14 protein-coding genes and 1 pseudogene are annotated in these 19,342 nt (G+C 60.3%); 13 read left to right on the top strand and 2 right to left on the bottom strand.

The window, feature by feature from the left end; genetic code table 11:
• Nucleotides 1–227 precede the first annotated feature (227 nt).
• From AB8B29_RS31375 to AB8B29_RS31345, 7 genes and pseudogenes are all read left to right on the top strand, one after another.
• The gene (locus AB8B29_RS31375) at nucleotides 228–554 is read left to right on the top strand and encodes a hypothetical protein (protein ID WP_174157139.1); all 327 of its coding nucleotides are present in this window, start codon (nucleotides 228–230) and stop codon (nucleotides 552–554) included.
• Nucleotides 555–1,085: 531 nt separating this feature from the next.
• On the top strand, nucleotides 1,086–2,972 hold the full coding sequence (locus AB8B29_RS31370) for a sigma-54-dependent Fis family transcriptional regulator (RefSeq protein ID WP_047641243.1): 1,887 nt from the start codon (nucleotides 1,086–1,088) through the stop codon (nucleotides 2,970–2,972).
• 162 nt (nucleotides 2,973–3,134) lie between these two features.
• Nucleotides 3,135–4,208, top strand: coding sequence for a 2,3-butanediol dehydrogenase (locus AB8B29_RS31365; protein ID WP_439006984.1), 1,074 nt, complete (start codon nucleotides 3,135–3,137; stop codon nucleotides 4,206–4,208).
• A gap of 119 nt (nucleotides 4,209–4,327) precedes the next feature.
• Entirely contained in the window at nucleotides 4,328–6,130 is a 1,803-nt protein-coding gene (locus tag AB8B29_RS31360) for an NAD(P)/FAD-dependent oxidoreductase (RefSeq protein ID WP_047641242.1), read from the top strand.
• A gap of 607 nt (nucleotides 6,131–6,737) precedes the next feature.
• Nucleotides 6,738–7,148, top strand: a complete 411-nt coding sequence (locus AB8B29_RS31355; RefSeq protein WP_131512104.1) for a hypothetical protein — start codon at nucleotides 6,738–6,740, stop codon at nucleotides 7,146–7,148.
• Nucleotides 7,136–7,534, top strand: a pseudogene (locus tag AB8B29_RS31350) (hypothetical protein); the annotation flags it as partial. The gene AB8B29_RS31355 and the pseudogene AB8B29_RS31350, both read left to right, overlap by 13 nt.
• A gap of 3 nt (nucleotides 7,535–7,537) precedes the next feature.
• The gene (locus AB8B29_RS31345) at nucleotides 7,538–8,143 is read left to right on the top strand and encodes a HEPN domain-containing protein (RefSeq protein ID WP_342587930.1); all 606 of its coding nucleotides are present in this window, start codon (nucleotides 7,538–7,540) and stop codon (nucleotides 8,141–8,143) included.
• Nucleotides 8,144–8,309: 166 nt separating this feature from the next.
• On the opposite strand, the gene AB8B29_RS31340 is transcribed toward AB8B29_RS31345, so the two are convergent.
• A complete protein-coding gene (locus AB8B29_RS31340; RefSeq protein ID WP_113102582.1) occupies nucleotides 8,310–9,509 on the bottom strand; it encodes an IS701 family transposase in 1,200 nt (399 codons plus the stop codon).
• Between the two features lie 305 nt (nucleotides 9,510–9,814).
• Between AB8B29_RS31340 and AB8B29_RS31335 the strand changes: the two genes are divergently transcribed.
• From AB8B29_RS31335 to AB8B29_RS31315, 5 genes are all read left to right on the top strand, one after another.
• A complete protein-coding gene (locus tag AB8B29_RS31335) occupies nucleotides 9,815–10,699 on the top strand; it encodes an AraC family transcriptional regulator (RefSeq protein ID WP_174157138.1) in 885 nt (294 codons plus the stop codon).
• Between the two features lie 159 nt (nucleotides 10,700–10,858).
• On the top strand, nucleotides 10,859–13,054 hold the full coding sequence (locus tag AB8B29_RS31330) for a TonB-dependent siderophore receptor (protein ID WP_376774262.1): 2,196 nt from the start codon (nucleotides 10,859–10,861) through the stop codon (nucleotides 13,052–13,054).
• 237 nt (nucleotides 13,055–13,291) lie between these two features.
• Nucleotides 13,292–14,137: an ABC transporter substrate-binding protein gene (locus AB8B29_RS31325; RefSeq protein WP_244655250.1), complete on the top strand. Its 846-nt coding sequence runs from the start codon at nucleotides 13,292–13,294 to the stop codon at nucleotides 14,135–14,137.
• Nucleotides 14,138–14,144: 7 nt separating this feature from the next.
• Complete coding sequence (gene fhuB / locus AB8B29_RS31320; protein ID WP_312865295.1) at nucleotides 14,145–16,121, top strand: Fe(3+)-hydroxamate ABC transporter permease FhuB; 1,977 nt, start codon at nucleotides 14,145–14,147, stop codon at nucleotides 16,119–16,121.
• Nucleotides 16,118–17,173 carry a siderophore-interacting protein gene (locus AB8B29_RS31315; protein ID WP_113102570.1) on the top strand — a complete coding sequence of 352 codons (1,056 nt, stop codon included), beginning with the start codon at nucleotides 16,118–16,120 and terminating at the stop codon, nucleotides 17,171–17,173. Before fhuB ends, AB8B29_RS31315 begins: the two co-directional genes overlap by 4 nt.
• 84 nt (nucleotides 17,174–17,257) lie before the next feature.
• Here the strand turns inward: AB8B29_RS31315 and AB8B29_RS31310 are convergent, their stop codons facing one another.
• Nucleotides 17,258–17,971: an IS6 family transposase gene (locus AB8B29_RS31310; RefSeq protein ID WP_113102569.1), complete on the bottom strand. Its 714-nt coding sequence runs from the start codon at nucleotides 17,969–17,971 to the stop codon at nucleotides 17,258–17,260.
• Nucleotides 17,972–18,170: 199 nt separating this feature from the next.
• Between AB8B29_RS31310 and AB8B29_RS31305 the strand changes: the two genes are divergently transcribed.
• A complete protein-coding gene (locus tag AB8B29_RS31305) occupies nucleotides 18,171–18,845 on the top strand; it encodes an OmpW/AlkL family protein (RefSeq protein ID WP_113102568.1) in 675 nt (224 codons plus the stop codon).
• Nucleotides 18,846–19,342 lie beyond the last annotated feature (497 nt).

The following is a 19,342-nucleotide window of genomic DNA, read 5'->3' as shown; positions in this document are numbered from 1 at the left end:
ACAATATGAGACGGTGTTCGATTGATCGGCCCATTCAAGGGCTACCTCATAACGTCCGCTTTCATGATGCGGTTGTTGCTGGATCAACATCCGATATGAAGGCGCAAAGCAGTCGTCCCGCGCTTGGCTGCAACGCCATTTTTTTAAAGATCACGACCCACAGTCAACGAAATCGGATCCGTTGATGTGAAGGGATTCGTTACACCCTGGTGGAAAAGCTCCAGACCATGTCCACCAAATATCGCAAGCAGCAGGAAACCGGACAGTTCCCTGCCAATTTCCTCGGGCATTACTACGACGTCTATTGCCTGCTGGACCAAACGGACGTTCAAGCATTCATCGGTACAGATGCATATCGCACCCACAAAGACCGGCGTTTCCCGAAGCTCGACAATCGCGATATCAGCAGCAATCCGGCGTTCAGCCTCTCCGACCCCGATACCTTCGGACTTTACGAACGCGCGTATGAGCGGACCGCCGCGCTATATTACCACGGCAGGCCCACACTGAAAGAGCTCCTCGCGCGTATCGCGTCCAACGCGGAGCGCCTCTAGCGGTCCGGTCGCATCCCGGCTGCTCTTTATAAGAGACTATTTCACAGCTGGTCGCGAATGGATCCCGCAGCAACCGGTCCGGGTACCGGAGAGGAGGTCGACTTCGTGCCGACCGAACTCAAGATCCGTCAATCAGTGAAAGCAATAAGAGGCACCAGTACCTACGGGGGTTGAAGGACTCAGGGCCAAAGTGGTGATTGCCGCCGGGCGCCCGCCATCAGATGTCTGGCTTCCCTTGATGAGCGGGCTATGCGTCCACCGGCTTGCTTAGGATGGTCTACCGCCTAAACGGCGTAGCAACTCCGCCAAGTTGCCGTCGCTGATGAGATGGTCAACGGGGGTGACACAGGAGTTACTTCGAGCCTACTTCGACCTTACGATGCCGCTAACGGCAATTGGCTCCGCCATCTTGCCCAGGGAAGCCTGGTTCCGGATGAAGGTCGAAGTGCGCCGAAAGATTAGGCAGCCCGCGCAATTGCGGCTATGATCTCCTGGAAGATCACGGGAGGCGGCCTTGAGAGCCGGTGATTGATGGATTTTGCGGATCACGTTAAGGAAATCGAGCGGGTCGGACAGGGAAGCAATACAGGGCGCGACGCCATCGTCGTGGAATCCTGGCGACGTTGCCTGGACACCTACCAGCTTGACCCGGCACAGGCGCGCGAGGCGGTCATCGTCTCGCAGACACGGCTGCGCGAACATCGCCAGCAGGCGGAAGACCTCGTGCACATCGCCCGCTCCGGTCTGGAGCGGCTCTACCGGCAGGTTGCAGAGCAGAACTATGTGCTGCTGCTCTCCGACCGTCAGGGCGTTACCGTCGAATTCCTGGGCGATCCGTCCTTCAACAACAACCTGCGCAAGGCGGGTCTCTATCTCGGCTCCGAATGGGCCGAGCCCCGCGCCGGCACCTGCGCCGTCGGCGCCTGCATCGCCACCGGCGAGGCGCTGACCATCCACCAGACAGACCATTTCGATATCACGCATACGCCGCTCTCCTGCACCGCCGCGCCGATCTACGACACGCAAGGGACCCTGGCCGCCGTCCTCGACATTTCGCTCCTGAGTTCGCCGATCCTCAAGGCGAGCCAGAACATGGCGCGCCATCTCGTCTCTTCCACGGTGCGGCGCATCGAGCTCGCCAACCTCATGGCCAGCAGCCGTCACGATCTGGTGCTGCGCTTTGCCGGCGCACCGGAGTTCCTCGACGTCGACCCGGAAGCGGCGATTTCCGTCGACGGCGCGGGCCGCATCACCGGCATGACCCATGGCGGCGCGCGGCTTCTTGCGGCCTCGCGCGGGCTCGACTGGCGCAGGCCCGAGCTTCTGATCGCACAACCGGTCACCGACTTCTTCGAAGCGGGGCTCGACGAACTCGCGTCCCTCACCCGCGCCAGCCTGCCGCAGAACCGGCGGATCGCCGTGCGCGACGGGTCGACCCTCTATGCCCATGCCATCGAGCCGCAGCAGCGCACGGTGAGCGTGCCTGTTGCGCGTCCGTCCCGGCAACAGCCGGCGATGAGCAGCCTGGGCGGCAACGTTCCGGCCGTCGACGAACTCAGGCGCAAGGTGACGAAACTCGCGTCGAGCAGGCTGCCGATCCTCATCCAGGGCGAGACCGGAACCGGCAAGGAATATCTGGCCCGCATCGTTCACACGGTGAGCGGGCTTTCCGGCCGCTTCGTTGCGGTCAATTGCGCGGCCATCCCCGAACAGCTCATCGAAAGCGAATTGTTCGGCCATGCGCCGGGGGCCTTTACCGGCGCGCTCGCCAAGGGCCGCAAAGGCCTGGTCGAGGAGGCGCAGGGTGGAACCCTGTTCCTCGACGAAATCGGCGACATGCCCTACGCCGCACAAAGCCGGCTGCTCAGGGTTCTGGCCGAAGGCGAAGTCCTTCCCGTTGGCGGCTCGGTCCCCCGCAGGGTCGATTTCCGTGTGCTTTCGGCGTCGCATCGATCGCTGGTCGACATGGTTGCGGGCGGCGCGTTCCGCGAAGACCTCTATTACCGGCTGAACGCCGCGGTGCTTACGCTGCCGCCGCTCTGCGAGCGCGAGGACCTGCCCTGGCTGCTCGAACAGCTGCTCGAAAAGCATGGCACGGAGGGCCGACCTCTCCGGCTCTCGGGTGCCGCCAGACTGCTCCTCCTCCACTATGCCTGGCCGGGCAATATCCGCGAGCTCGATAATGCCATTGCCTTTGCCGCAGCGCTGTGTGACGACGGTCTGGTCGAGGTGACGGATCTGCCGGACCAGCTGTCGGGCATGTCCGCGATCCTCGGCGAAGACAGCCATCAAGCCGACCTCAGGGCAGTGCTTCTGACCTGCAAGGGCAATGTATCCGAAGCCGCACGCCGGCTCGGCATCGATCGCACCACCTTGCACCGCCGCATGAGACGGCTCGGCATAGACCGCCCGCATTGAGCCCCACACTGTGGCATCCGCCACAGCTGTTGCGCCGCAGCTGTTGCATGTCGCGCCGCTGCCGGCACGAAAAGCTGAATGATATCAGTCATCGCCCCGGCGCGCGCCGCTGGCATGGGCATTGCTCCTCCCCTGTTGTCAAAGACAGCCAATGGAGGAAACATGCGCGCACTCAGATTTCATGCAGCCAAGGACTTGCGGCTGGACGACATCCCCGAGCCGAAGCAGCCGGGGCCGGGACAGGTTCTCGTGCGCAACCGCTTCGTCGGCATCTGCGGAACGGATCTTCACGAATACAGCTACGGTCCGATCTTCATTCCCAAGGAGCCGCATCCGTTCACCGGCGCGCACGGCCCGCAGGTCCTCGGCCATGAGTTCGGCGGCGTCGTCGAGGCCGTTGGCGAGGGCGTGACGTCGGTCGCCGTCGGTGATCGCGTCTCGATCCAGCCGCTGGTCATGCCGAGATCGGGCGACTATTTCGCCGATCGCGGCCTCTTCCATCTGAGCACGCAGCTGGCGCTGGTGGGACTGAGCTGGGATGGCGGTGGCATGGCGGAAGCCGCCATGGTCAACGAATACAATGTCCAGAAGATCCCGGACGAGATGACCGACGAGGAGGCCGCACTCGTCGAACCGACGGCGGTTGCCGTCTATGCCTGCGACCGCGGCGGCGTGACCGCCGGCAACAGCGTTCTCGTCACCGGCGCCGGGCCGATCGGCATGCTGACCCTGCTCGCCGCCCACGCGGCCGGTGCCGCGCAGCTCTTCGTCTCCGATCTTAACGATGCCCGGCTGGAGCTGGCCAAGAGCGTGCTGCCCGACGTCATCACGATCAACCCTAAGCGCGACAACGTCGGCGATGTCGTCCGCACGCAGACGGAGGGACAGGTCGGTTGCGACGTGGCGATCGAATGCGTGGGCAACGAACATGCGCTCAAGGCCTGCGTCGATGCGGTACGCAAACAGGGCGTGGTCGTCCAGACCGGATTGCACCCGCACGAAAACCCGATCGACTGGTTCCAGGTCACGTTCCGCGACCTCGAGGTCAAGGGCTCTTGGGCCTATCCGACACATTACTGGCCGCGCGTGATCCGCCTGATCGCCTCGGGCCTGCTGCCGGCGACCAAGATCGTCACCAAGCGCATCACGCTCGACAGGGCGGTGAAGGAGGGTTTCGATGTCCTGCTCGATCCGGCCGGCACCCATCTAAAGATCCTGATCGATCTTTCGAAATAAGCATCTCTGCGACGCCTGTTCCGGGAGAGGAGCCCGGCCGGCGGAGGCTTTGACGCTTTCTGGAACGCCCCCATGCGGGCGTTCCATGACCACCCCCAAGCATCCACGGAGGAGAAAAAATGCTTGATATCAGCCCCGGAACCAAGATCGACACGATGCTTTCAAAGCTAGGGCAGGCGCTGGAAAGCGGCGACATCGACGCCGCTGTCAACCTGTTTCAGGCCGATTGCTACTGGCGCGACCTGGTGACATTCACCTGGAACCTGAAGACGCTGGAAGGCCATGAGCAGATCCGCGACATGCTGACCAGCCAGCTTGCCGCCACCAAGCCCTCGAACTTCGTGCAGGACACGAAGGAGGCCGCCTCGGAGGCCGGCGGCGTCACCGACGGCTGGTTCGAATTCGAGACTGCGGTCGCGCGCGGCTATGGCCATATCCGCCTGAAGGACGGCCTGATCTGGACGCTGCTCACCACCATGACGGAACTGAAGGGTCATGAGGAGCCCAAGGGGGTTCGCCGTCCGATGGGGGCGGAGCACGGCCATGACCGGGATCGCAAGACCTGGAAGGAAAAGCGCGAGATCGCGGCCGCCGAACTCGGCTATTCGGTGCAGCCCGAGGTCGTGATTATCGGCGGCGGTCAGGGCGGCATCGCGCTCGGCGCGCGTCTTCGCCAGCTCGGCGTGCCGACGATCATCATCGAGAAGAACGAGCGCCCCGGCGACAGCTGGCGCAAGCGCTACAAGTCGCTCTGCTTGCATGATCCCGTCTGGTACGATCACCTGCCCTACATCCCCTTCCCTGAGAACTGGCCCGTCTTCACGCCCAAGGACAAGGTCGGCGACTGGCTGGAAATGTACACCAAGGTCATGGAGCTGAACTACTGGGGCTCCACCACGGCCAAATCGGCGCAGTATGACGAAAAGACCGGCGAATGGACGGTCGTCATCGAGCGGGATGGCAAGGAAGTGGTGCTGCGGCCGAGGCAGCTGGTGCTGGCGACCGGCATGTCGGGCAAGGCCAATGTGCCGAAATTCGAAGGCCAGGACGTCTTCAAGGGTGAGCAGCAGCATTCCTCGCAGCATCCCGGCCCGGACGCCTATGCCGGCAAGAAGGTCGTCGTCATCGGCTCCAACAACTCCGCCCACGATATCTGCGCGGCGCTCTGGGAGGCCGGCGCGGATGTCACCATGCTTCAGCGCTCGTCCACCCATATCGTCAAGTCCGACTCGCTGATGGAGATCGGCCTCGGCGATCTCTATTCCGAGCGGGCGGTCGAGGGCGGCATGACGACGCGCAAGGCCGATCTCATCTTCGCCTCCCTGCCCTACCGGATTATGCATGAGTTCCAGATCCCGATTTACGACAAGATCCGCGAAAAGGACGCGGACTTCTATTCCTCGCTCGAAAAGGCCGGATTCATACTGGATTTCGGCGACGACGATTCGGGTCTCTTCATGAAATATCTGCGCCGAGGATCGGGCTATTACATCGACGTCGGAGCCTGCGACCTGGTCATCGATGGTTCGATCAAGCTGAAATCCGGTGTCGATGTCTCGCATCTGACGGAAAACGCCGTGGTGCTGAAGGACGGCACGGAGCTTCCGGCGGACCTCGTCGTCTATGCCACCGGCTACGGCTCGATGAACGGCTGGGCGGCCGATCTCATCTCGCGCGAAGTGGCCGACAAGGTCGGAAAATGCTGGGGCCTCGGCTCCAACACGACCAAAGACCCAGGTCCCTGGGAGGGCGAGCAGCGCAACATGTGGAAACCGACGCAGCAGGAAGCGCTGTGGTTCCACGGCGGCAACCTGCACCAATCGCGCCACTATTCGCAATACCTGTCGCTTCAGCTGAAAGCCAGGCAGGTCGGCATCGACACGCCGGTTTTCGGGTTGACCAAGTCGCATCACCTGTCTTAGCGCTCATCAAGGGCGCCGCCTTGGCCGGCGCCCTTTTGCTTTATCGGGTGGCTTATTGTATCGAAGAAAATTAGCGATCTTCAACGGCATCGCCGTGCCAAGACCGCTCGGAATACGAGCCAGCTACCGTCTGAAATGGGCACAACGGAGCCGCGAACCATCCTGCTCGCCTTGATGGGATGTGAACCTGAGACCTTGCTATTCCGATTTTCGCTTGGTGCCAGATTATATACTAGTTGCAGGATCTTGATCCCCTCTCAAGGTGGGATCAGCGCCTATATTCGGTCGTGCCTGCCATGCGTCGTGAACTGACGCATGGCCCATTGTTTGTGAATACTGCTTATCAGAACAAGATAGGGCATGAACGACAGAGAAGCGCTTCCAGACATTGATATCGCTGCAGGTACCTGCAACGACGAGGCTGAGGAGATCAGGCGGCTGAAGAAGGAACTGGCTCGCGTCTCACCCCAGAGACGGCCCTCCTTTTTTTGATGTGGGTGCAATCGCTACGTGCGCTTCCTATATGGGTTGCCATTGAAGTTGATCGCGGACGAACAGGCTAATCCGTTGGCTGTGCTTCAACAAAAGTCTTTTGAAGAGGGGTTTTATGCGCATTAAAGAGCCTTTGGTACGATCGGGTTTCTTTTGGCTTCCCGGCAAGGAGGACTACAGAGCACCAGGAACGTTGACGATTTCAGAAGCCGGAAAGGTTCATCTCGAAATCCTTGGGAGTTTTTCCGGCCCGACCGGGTCCGTCGAGGACCTTAAGGATGAGACGCTGACCATCGGACGCGTGGTCGGCCAGATTGAGAAGGAAGGCATGCTCACTCTTGAGCACTGCTTCTATCGGAAGCTGCCTTACGGTTTCGGCGGTGTCATCAAGTCGAAAGTCGAAGCATCCTGGGCAATTTTGGGTGTGGCATTCGACGCCGATGAGGATATCCTTTCGACGAGCAGTACACCTCTGTCCAAGGCTTCGAGGAGTGGCTTCGTGTTTCAGGGCTTTCCCTGTCGTTAATTGATACCCCACTCGTTTACTCCGTCGAGTACCGTCGCCCCGAGCCGATTACCCTATATGAAGGCGATGATTTCACGTTGTCCGTTGGTTTCGGACACACCATGCCGTCCATGACCGACGTGAAGCATGCAGAGATAAATGCCTCGGCTTATCTGAAAATATCAGCCCGGGAACCGCAGAAGCCCGGCTTCTTTACAAACATCGTCACTATGCTTCGAGAGTTTGTATCGTTCGCCGTCGACACCATGGTGTCGGTGACGGAAGTCTGGGCGATCAATAAAGCCATCACGGAACCGATTGGCGAGGGTAAAACCAAACCAGCCAAGATGGACTTGTACTACCGTTCGAAAAACCACCTCGATAAGACGCCCAAAATTGACAGCTTCCGGATGTTGTATCGCTACCTCGATGTTCAGGGTAATTCCCAGAAGATAGTCGCCAGTTGGTTCGAGTTGTACGATGTAATCCTACCGGTCTTGCACCTCTATTTTTCAACGAGAGCAGGGTTACATACATTTCTGGAGGGACGTTTTCTTTCTCTCGCCCAGGCTGTTGAAACGCTGCACCGTCGAACCTCGACTGAAACCGCGATGGCCGCCGCCGATTTCGGCGCCTTGAAGGACCTTCTGATCAAGGCCGCTCCTGACGCGCACAAGGAGTGGATTGGACAGAAGCTGGCTTTCGCCAATGAGATCAGCCTTGCAGACCGACTGAAGCGGATTCTCGAACCATTCAAGGATCGGTTTGGAAGCGACGCAGACAGAAAGCGTCTTGTCCGGTTGATAGTGGACACCCGAAACTACCTGACGCACTATGACCCTAAATCGGAGCACAAGTCGGCTGATGGAATGCCGCTATATGTGCTTTGCGAGAAGATGGAGGCGCTGCTCCAGCTTCATTTCCTGAAAACACTTTCGTTTTCGGATGAGCAAATTGAGGCTGTTTGTGTCGGACCGCAGGCGTTGAAGGACAAGCTCAATTTGCGCCTCACGTAAGAGACGAATTAGCATTACAGTTGCATTTTTGATTTGAGGAGCGCTTGCCTTGCTGCGGCTTGGTGTACCCGTCGCCAAAGCGACCATGTGATGACGCATGAAGGTTCAATTCGCTGTCGTGCGAGGCGTGTTGCGCTCCGGCGGATTTCCTGGATCGACCAGCGGATCAATTGCTGATGCTGTACCCTAAGCGCTGCCTCGTTTTTGGGGGTGGCATAGTGTTGGCGCGATGACGAATGACCGCCATCATGGCGAATGCGAGCATGACCAGCGAGACATGGCGATGCCAGCCGTGCCAGGAGCGGGTCTCATTGTGGTCAAGGCCGAGCTCGTTCTTGGCGGTTTCGAAGCTGTCTTCGATGGCCCAGCGGTGGCTCTCCACGGTCACCAGCTTTTCCATGGATGTGCCAACCGGACACCATGTGGAGAAGAAAGCGAGATCGCCATCGGCGATTTTGCGGCGGATCAACAGCCCCCGTGTCCAGGTGCCGGGGAATGCCGCCTCGAAATCATCGGCATCGAGGTCGGCCAATTTGAGATAGACCCAATCGTGCAGTCGCGCGCCCTTGATCCCATCGCCTGCCGACATGCGTCGCCAGGCATCGTCAGGCAAGGCTTCGGCGATGTCCTTCGCTGTCCCGGCAACGGCCAGCGGTTTGTCCCATGAGCGAAAGAGATGATTGGCGTTCACGCCCAGCACATAGCCCTTGGCGGCTCGTTTGAGCGCCATTTCGATGTCGCCTACGCCATAGACGCTGTCGGCAGCCACCCAGGAAAACGGCACATCCGAAGCGATCGCCCGCTCGATCATCGTCAGCGCCAGTGCCGGCTTGGTCAGAAAGCCGACCGCTTCCGGCACATGAGCGCTGGCCATACGGCTCCCGTCCTCCGTCCAGACCTTCGGCAGATAGAGCGCCCGGTCGATGAAGGCATGACCATGGCGAGAGACATACGATGCGAACACGCCGATCTGGCAATTGGTGATCTTGCCCGCCGAACCTGTATATTGCCGGCCGACACCACAGGATGCCTTGCCCTGCTTGAGAAAACCGGTCTCGTCGATCACCAGGACCGCGTCAGCATCGGCCAGCGTCTCAAGGGCATAGTCACGCACGATATCGCGCAAGGCGTCCGCGTCCCAATGACCACGCCCCAGAATAGCCTGCTGCCGCCATGGGCCGGGATCGTCGGCCGCCTCCGCCCGCATCCATCCCGTCTTGCGTCGCTCTTCTCCCAGCAAACCGTCCAGGAATTGGCTCGCTGAATTCGCCACCCGCTCCTGTGTAAAAAGCGGTCGCATTCGCGCTTTCACATCTCGTAACGAAGACGCCCAAAGCTCCAGCGCCGTCTCTATAGATTCAGGCAGTGCACAAAGATGCAACTGTAATGCTAGCCCGAATTGCTTGCCCGATTTGCAGCGATTAATTAGCCGTGCCCAATGATGCGAACCACCATAGGCCTCGATCGCGATCAACGTTGACGGGCAGGTCGTGAAGAAGAATGGTCGCGTTGCCATATAGTACGCGAGTGACTGCGATGCGTTGAAGCTCACCGCCGGAGAGCTTCAAGCCACGCTCGCTTGCGCGACGCATTGTCATCTAAATACTGTTGTTATAATAACTTGAGTTTAATTTACAGGATTAATGCACGGGCGGACGCCGGAAGCAGCAAATGATGTTTCAGCCGAGAATGCAGAACAAGATCGGAGGCTTTTCCGTCATCGGCGGCATGCATCGTCGCTACTGGAACGGCATGGTTGCCGATATCTGGAACGTCAATTGTGCCGCACAAGCCGGCGGATACTATGTGGCACGCGATCCACGCCTGTTCATCCTTCTGGAGCAGCGTGGGGCAGGTAAGACCAATGTTCGACCCTCGCCTGGCGCGCAAGGCCAGCTGCAGGATTATAGTAGCGGTCGCATCTCCTATATCCCTGCCGGCATGGAGCTCTGGGTCGACGTGGCGGGCGTCGAGTTCGTGCGCCACCTCGATATTCATTTCGATGCGGAAATACTCAGCCAGCGCCTGATGGAAAATATCGATCCGGCACAGCTCGACCGGCCACAGTTGCATTTCAACGACCCGCGGGTGATGGCGCTCGCCGAGCTTATCGCCGCCGAATGTGAAAACCCTGAGCCACTGCACGATCTTTACGGCGATGGTCTGACGCTTTCGCTTTTGATCGACGTGTTGCAGTTGCGCGGAACCCAGCCACGCAAACGCAGTGGCCTTGCCACCTGGCAGTTGCGCCGTGCGGTCGACTATATCGAAGAGAACTGCACGCGCGCCATCCGGCTGGAAGAACTGGCTGAATTGACCGGCCTCTCCCAGTCGCATTTCAGCCATGCCTTCAAGGCGTCCACGGGCGTGCCGCCGCATCAATGGCAAACGCAGGCCAGGCTCGAACGGGCGAAGCAGCTTCTTCTGAACAGCGAGATGCCGCTGACGACCGTCGCCGTCGAAACCGGCTTTGCCGATCAGGCGCATTTCACCCGTGTCTTCCGCAAGAATGTCGGCAGCGCGCCCGCCAGTTGGAAGCGGAGCAGGCTTGCCTGAAAACCACAGTCCGCGATCAATTGTACGTTTTGCGGAGAATTGCCCAAAAACATTCAATTTCCCCCGTGACAGACAAGCCGCACCCATAAATATGAATTAACTACTCATCTTATCGAGGGATCGGCCAACCGGCCGAACGGGCGCAAGAATTCGGGACGAATGACGGAAATGCAGGGATTGAAGCAGGAGGTATCGCGAGCGCGGCTCATAGCGACGGGCGCAGCCATTATCGCGCTGCTAGCGGGCTCCAAGGTCATGGCGCAGGAAACGCCGACGGAGCTGCAGCCTTTGGTTATTCAGGGTTCGCAACAGAAGAGTGAAGACAGCGGCACCGCGCCGGTCAAGGGCTATGTCGCCAGGAAGACCACGGCAGGCTCAAAATCCGACACGCCAATCACCGAGGTACCGCAATCGGTCTCCGTCATCGGCCAGCAGGAAATGCAGGATCGCGGCATCACCAACAAGGTGGATGAGGTTCTGCGTTATACGCCCGGCGTCACCGCGCAGCCCTTCGGCAATGATGGCGATACCGACTGGTTCTACATTCGCGGCTTCGACGCGACGCAGAGCGGCGTCTTCATGAATGGCCTGACGCTCTATAGCTACGGCTTCGGTGGCTTCCAGATCGATCCCTATATGCTCGAGCGCGTCGAAGTGCTGAAGGGGCCTTCCTCCGTGCTTTATGGCGGTGCCAATCCGGGCGGCCTCGTCAACATGGTCCGCAAGGAGCCAACGGACACTCCTCAATATTCGACCGAGATCGGCATCAACAATCTCGGCAATGCCTTCGTCGGCTTCGACTTTTCCGACAAGCTTTCGGCCGACGGCGTCTACCGCTATCGCCTGACCGGCAAGATCGCCGGCGGCGACACCTATAGCGACGGCACCCACGACCTGCGCGGCTTCATCATGCCGCAGGTTACCATCTCGCCCGATGAGTCCACCAAGCTGACCGTCTTCGGCATGCTGAGCGGCCTGGACGAAATCCATAGCGGCAACGGCTTCTTCCCCTATGTCGGCACCGTTGTCGATGCCCCCTTCGGCACGATCAAGCGCGATGCCTTCTATGGCGAGCGAAGCATCGATAATCTCAAATATGCCCAGCAGATGCTGGGTTACGAATTCTCGCACGATTTCGACGGCGGCTGGACCGTGTCGCAGAACGCGCGCTACGGCCACCTCTACAAGCGCGAGGAAGGCCCGTATCTGAACGGCTATGTCGACGGCAATCCGCTCAGCCCTGGTTATGACGATCCCAACTACATGCTGAACCGCATCGGCTTCTTCGAGCGCTCAAAGGTCGATACGTTCTCCGTCGATACGCGCGCAGAAAACAAGTTCGACACCGGACTGATCAGCCATGATTTCCTGATCGGCACGGACTATTCGATCTACCGCCTCGACCAGATCCAGGCGTGCTGCGGCTCCAATCCGATCAGCGCCACCAACCCCGTCTATGGCACGCCGCAGGGCAGCAACTTCGTCTACCTCAATCAGGTCATGACGCAGCAGCAACTCGGTATCTATACGCAGGACCAGATGCGCTTCGGCGACGGCTGGCTGGTCACGCTCAACGGCCGTTACGACTTCGTCGACACCAATTCCGACTCGAAGGTCGGCACGAGCTACAAGTCGAACGTATCAGCGCCAAGCGGCCGTGCGGGCCTCGCCTACGAGTTTTCCAACGGCATCACGCCCTATGTCAGCGCCGGCACCTTCTTCAATCCTCTGATCGGCACCAGCGTTACCGGCGGTGGTCTGACGCCGGAGAAGGGCGAGCAATACGAGGCCGGCATCAAGTATGAGCCCGACTTCATCGACGGCCTGTTCACGGCGTCCATCTTCCAGATCGACCGCAAGAACATGGCGCTGACCGATCCAGTCACCTTCCTGCAGCGCCAGGTCGGCGAGGTCCGCTCGCGCGGTGTCGAATTCGAAGGCAAGGTCAATCTGGATGACAATTGGAAGCTCCTCGGCTCCTATTCCTACACCGAGCTGACGATCACCAAGGACCTCGACTCCTCCATCATCGGCAACTCGCCCTATCTGGTGCCGAATTCCACCGCATCCCTCTGGCTCGACTACGCCTTCACGAGCGATGCGCTTGACGGGCTCAGCATTGGCGCCGGCGTGCGCTACCAGGGCAAATCCTGGGCAGACCAGGCCAATACGCTGCGCGTACCCTCGGCAACACTCTTCGATGCGGGCATCCGCTACGAGAAGAAGGGCTGGGGTGCGGCACTCAACGTCGCGAACCTGTTCGACAAGGAATATGTCTCGGGTTGCGCCGGCGCGAATGTGTGCGGCTACGGCGAAGCGAGAACCATCACCTTCAAGCTCAGCAAGAAGTGGTAAGTTGAGAATTATAGTATACTTTCATTTTCAATCATGGCAAGGAACCGAGGATTGCCGCAAGGCAATCCTCGAACTCGTTTCAAACCGAAGGCAACGCTTACGCATGACGACGCAGTGGCTGCGAATTTACCGCGTCGGCGCGGGGATGCTTGCCCAGTCACAGTGCTGCAGCCTGGTCAGCTATTTCCAATGACAGCAGGAAACACCCATAAGCTGTCTCGAAGACAGTTCATTGCGATGGCAGGCGCAGGCGCGATCGCAGGCCTGACGCCGGCGCGCGCGGCGGCGAGCCCGCGTGTGGCGACGCTCGATTGGGCCATTCTGGAAACCCTGCTGGCGATCGGCGCAAATGTGGTTGCCGGTACCGAATTACTGCAATTCCGCGACGTTGCCGTGACCCCGGCTATTCCCGCGGGCGTTGCCGATCTCGGGCTGCGCGGCACGCCGAACTTCGAAGTCCTTTTTGCATCCAGGCCAAATCTGATCTTCAATTCCAATTTCTATACCTGGGCCGACGATCGCATGCGGCTGATCGCACCGGTCGAGAGCCACGCCATTTATCAACCCGGAGCCAACCCCTACCAGCTTTCGGAGCAGGCAACCCTTGCGATCGGCGATCGGCTTGGACTTATGACAGGTCGCGCCCTCGTCGACGCGATGCGCGAAAAGCTCGAAGCCTATCGCGCCAGTTTCAGCAAGGGCGATCACCGGCCGATCCTGCCGATCAATCTGGGCGACGCCAGGCACTTTCGCGTCTTCGGCTCCGATAGCATGTTCGGGGAAGTTCTCACCCGCACCGGCCTGACCAATGCCTGGCCGGATTTGACGAGTTATTCGGCGACCGCACCGGTCGGCATCGAACGGCTAGCCGCCATGCCGGATGCATGGATCGTCCTCATCCCGCCGCATCCGGCCGAAGCTCTGGCGGAACTCCAGCAAAGCGCATTCTGGAATGCGCTTCCGCCGGTACGGCAAGGTCGTGTCCTCATGCTCGGCTCGATCAATCCCTATGGTGCGCTGCCGGCGGCAGAACGCTTCGCCGATCTCGTTGCAGGAGGGCTCAACCGTGCATGGAACGATTGATCGGCCTGTGATTGCCCAAGGCAAATCGCTGGCACGCAACGGTGCTCTGCTCGCCACTCTCTGCATCCTTGCTTTTGCAGCTCTGCTCTTGCTGCGGCCGCAGCTTGCCGCTGATGTACGCGAAGCAGCCGCACTCAACCATATCTTGCTCACCGATAGCCTGCTGCCGCGCTCGGCTATCGCAATCATAGCCGGTGCGGCTCTCGGCCTTTCGGGCGCCTTGCTGCAAAGAGTCTTGGGCAATCCGATCGCCGACGCCTCGACGCTCGGGATCGCCGCCGGGGCGCAGCTGGCGATGACGATCGCTGTCGGGCTCTTTCCCCTGCTGATCGGCCTGCCGCGGGAGATCTCTGCCTTTGTCGGCGGGCTTGCTGCGGTCCTGATCGTTCTGGCATTGAGCTGGCGGCGTGGTCTCGACCCGGTGACGGTGGCGCTATGCGGCATGATGGTGACGCTGGTTGCAACCGCACTTAGCGTCACCATCATTCTCGCACGCGGCGAATATGCCATGTCCGTCTTCATCTGGGGCGCGGGCGCGCTGAACCAGCAAAACTGGGATGGCGTCGTCACGCTTGCGCCGCGCCTGATCATCGGCTTTGCAGCCGCATTGGTACTGGTCCGTCCTCTGACGGTGATGAGCCTGGACGACCGCAGCGCCAAGAACCTCGGCCTTGCGTTGCACAGCATGCGTCTTGCCATTCTGGCGCTTGCCGTCTGGCTGGCGGCTTCGGTGACGGCGCAGGTCGGCATCATCGGCTTTCTTGGGCTTGCCGCACCTCACATCGCCAGATTCTGCGGCGCGCGGCGCACCCGGCAGCTGCTGATCGCCGCCCCTATCGCCGGCGCCGGCCTGCTGTTCCTGACGGATTGCCTGGTGCAGCTCCTCTCGCCGGGGTTCACCGACCTTGCCCCGACGGGAGCAGCGACCGCGCTCCTTGGCGGACCGCTCCTGTTGCTGCTTCTGCGGCGCCTGCATTCCGGCAATGCGCTGCGCGCCGTTGGCGGCCCTCGGGCACGGCTGACTATTGCAGCACCGGGACGAGCGCTTGCTTTGCTCGCGCTCGGCTTCGTTCTTCTGATCCTCATTGTTCTGTCGGTCGGGCGCAGTTTCGATGGCTGGCACATGGCGATCGGCAGCCAGTTTCGGGAACTTCTGCCTTTCCGCCTGCCGCGCGCCGTCGTTGCAGCAACTGCCGGCGCGATGCTCGCCGCAGCCGGCTTCATCATGCAGCGCCTCACCGCCAATCCGCTCGCAAGCCCCGAGGTCCTGGGAGTGAGCGCCGGCGGCGGTGCGGGCCTGACGATCGCACTCTTTCTCTTTGCATTCCCCTCGCCCGTCGTCACCATCACCGCAATGACGATCGGCGCGCTGATTGCATTCCTTGGCATGATGGCATTCAGCGCGCGTGGCGGCTTCGACCCCGAGCGACTGCTGCTTTCGGGCGTCGCCATCGGCGCTCTCTGCATGGCAATCGTCACTGTCGTTCTCTCACGCGGCGATCTGCGCGCCTATCTCCTGCTGACCTGGCTGTCGGGCTCCACCAATCGGGCCGGCTCCTTCGAAGCCTGGATCGGGGTCATTTCGCTTGTGCTTCTCGTTCCGATCCTGCCGATCCTGAGGCGATGGTTCGATGTGCTGCCGCTCGGCGGCGACGTTTCGCGCTCCGTCGGCCTCTCGGTTGCGGCAAGCCGCCTCACTCTGGCGGTTCTTGCGGCCATCCTGACTGCGATCCCCTCTTTCCTCGTCGGCCCGCTCAGCCTGACGGGGCTGATCGCACCGCATCTTGGGCGCCTCATAGGCTTTCGTAGCACCGTCAAACAGTTGGGCGCGAGCTTGTTGCTTGGTGCCATGCTGCTCGTGCTGGCCGATTGGCTGTCGCACATTGTGATCTTTCCCTATGAGGTTCCCGTCGGTCTGTTCGCGGCGCTGATCGGCGGCCCCTATCTCATCTGGTTCCTGACCCGCAAGGAGACGAAAAAATGATGCATGCAAGGGATTTTACCGCTTCCGGCGTGGCGACCCACAAGGATGCCGGTCAATTGCTGGATAAGTTCTGCGCGCGTTTTGCCGAACATGTCACCATCACGAGAAGCGCGGCCGGAGCCCGCCTCGATACCGTCATCGGCAGCGCCGACATCGCCGTCAGCAATGATCGTCTCGACATCAAGCTACGTTGCCCGACGGCAGCCATGCTTTTCACAATCCGCAGCATGGTCGCCGAAAACCTGTTCGAACTCTCCACCAGCAACACGCTCGCCCTCAATTGGGCCGACGGCCCGCAACCATCAGCCATACCGAACTTCCGCGAAATCAGGGTTGTCGATGCCTACGATATCACCCCGCATATGCGCCGCGTCGTCGTCGCGCCCGATGATGCAAGGCATTTCGTCGAGGGCGGCATGCATGTCCGCCTGCTCATCCCGCCGAGGGGTCGCGAGCCGGTCTGGCCGCATACGGAGCCGGACGGCCGCATCCATTGGCCGAAGGGCGATGATGCGCTGACCATCCGCGCCTATACGATCCGCAGCATCGATCTTGACCGAGGCGAGATAAATATCGATTTCGTTGGACATGAAGGCGACGATGTGCCGGGAGCGATCTGGGCGATGACCGCGCGCCGCGGCGATCGCGCCGGCCTGATCGGCCCCGGTGGCGGCGGCGTGCCAACAGCGCGCAAACTCATTCTTGCTGGCGACGAAGCCGCGCTGCCGGCCATCGCCCGCATTGCAGCCTCCGTCCCTGCCGATGCCGAGTTGCGGATCTTTCTCGAGGTCGCCGACAAACAAGAAGAGCAGCCGCTGACATCAAGCGCATCGATGGATGTCACCTGGCTGCATCGCAATGATGCCGCTGCCGGAACGACGGATACGCTTGAACGCATCCTGCGCGACATCGTGCCTGCGACCGATCCGGAAACCTTTGTCTGGGTCGCCTGCGAACAGAAGCAGGCCCGTGCCGTCCGCGCTTTCGTCAAGAGCGAGATCGCCAGGGATCCCGGCACCTTCAGCATCGCCGCCTATTGGCAGCGTTGTTGAGGAAGTGGCCGTTCACCGATGCCGCGTGCGGGTGGCGTCGCCTTAATGGGGTGGAACCTGTGGTGAGGGTGTGTGTCCGGTATTTCAGGTAGCAATCGCGCCAGCGGTTTCACGCCAGATCGAGATGGCGTGAGTACGAAGCTGGCGATGGTCGGTGGCGTTCAAGTGTTTCCGGTGAAGAAGAAAGAGATTGGCGATCTGGCCGTGAGTTGAGACGAAATGCTGGCACTGTCGTGCGGACTTGAACCGCATCATACGTCGCTCTCGCCGCCGTAGTGGCGGATGAGAATTCTCAGCTCGGTTGTTCAATCCCTTGTGCGATCGATGCGCTACGCCCGGCATCAACTCGGCCTTTGCGGCCGAATAGGAACGCAGCTTGTCGGTCACCATCACGCGTGGGGCGGTAACCTGCCCCTTGAGCAGTTTGCGCATCAGACGCAGTGCGGCTGCCTTGTTCCTTCGACTTTGCAGCAGGGCGTCGAGGACGTAACCGTTTGCATCGACGGCACGCCACAGCCAGTATTTCTTTCCCTTGATCGTCACCATCATCTCATCGAGCTGCCACTTGTCGGCAAATTGGCCGCGTGAGCGCCGTCCGAGCTGATGAGCGAACTTCAAGCCGAATTTCGCCGCCCATTCCGAGACCGTCTGGAATGAAACGTTGATGCCGCGCTCAGCCAACAGATCCTCGACGTCGCGAAAGCTGAGCGGGAACCGATAATAGAGCCACACGGCGTGTGCAATGATCTCAGCGGGAAAGCGGTGGCGTCTGAAGTGAACATACGGGGCTTCGGTCATGACAACCCGAATACCAAGTCGATCCCAACCAGGCCGTTAAGGCGACGCCACCCCCCTGTTGCATGATTGAGACAATGTGGCAGGCTTTGCTTGCATCGGCCAAGGCGGCCTTCCCAATTTGATCTAGCTCAAATCATCACCCTCCCGAGAGCGGATATTTCTCCCAACCGACACGAGTCTCGGATTGAAGGAGAAAGAGATGATATCCAGCAACATCGTTCCCGCCATCGTAACGGCAGCCGCATTAGCCACGGCCTGCACTGCGCAAGCGGCTGATCTGGCTGGCGCGCAGCGTGAGGCGCCCGCCGTAACGAGCCAAAGCCCGTGGCAGATACGCCTGCGCGCGCTCGGCGTGATCACCAGGGACTCGGGCCGCGTCGACGGGTTGGCGGGTTCTGACCTGTCCTACTCGAACACGGTCATTCCGGAATTCGATATTTCCTATTTCTTCAACGACAATATCGCGGCGGAACTGATTCTCGGCACGACATATGCCAAGGTGTATGGCAGCGGCGCGATCACAGGTCTCGGCGAAATCGGCAAAACATGGTTGCTGCCGCCTACGCTGACACTGCAATATCACTTTACCGATTTCGGCGCGTTTCGGCCCTATGTGGGCGCCGGCGTAAACTATACGATATTCTACGATCAATCAGGCAAAAACGCCCGCAGCCTCGACGTCAAGAACGCGTTCGGCGTCGCGCTGCAGGCCGGTTTCGACTACATGCTCGATGAGCATTGGGGTCTCAATGTCGATGCGAAGAAGATCTTCCTGAGGCCGGATTTCGATGCCAGTGTCGGCGGTACCCATGTCAGCGGCAAAGCCAACCTCGATCCGTGGCTCATCGGCGCCGGCGTCACCTATCGCTTCTAGAGCAAATCGAACAGGTGCCGGGCTCCTACCGGCACTTGTTCCCAGCCGATGGGCGCCGCCGTTTCGGAGCGGTAGCCTCACCCCGCCGCGCTCTTGAGCCCCTTAATCTTGTTCTGCCCCCTACCAAGCCAGCAGCGGAGCGATCTAAAGGAGATCAATCGGGATGAGGGCGCGGCTTTTCCAAGATATTCCGTGTCGCCAAGAGCTGGTATTCATTTCCTCCCCTCTACGGCGTAGTCTTCGCTGCCCTCGCTTCCGCTTTATTCGGTGCTCCCCTGTCGACACTTCACGTAGAGCCTCACGACTGCCCGCGCATGACTCGGGGCCGATGTGGATCGCTGCTCCTTCATCGTAATGGACTTGCACCATCTACTGCTTGCTGCTTGCGGTTTGCGTCCGCGTTCCCATCAATCTGCCCCTTTTACTTCGACCACCGGTAAGTGGGGCAAATTCGATGGCGCCACAGCCACTACGGCGTTGCAAAAATCGCCTATTAT

This window comes from Rhizobium sp. 11_C7_N12_5 (assembly GCF_051811145.1).
Lineage (GTDB): Bacteria > Pseudomonadota > Alphaproteobacteria > Rhizobiales > Rhizobiaceae > Rhizobium > Rhizobium lusitanum.
The sequence above is the reverse complement of the archived record's forward strand: the minus strand, read 5'-3'. Positions and strand labels throughout refer to the sequence as shown.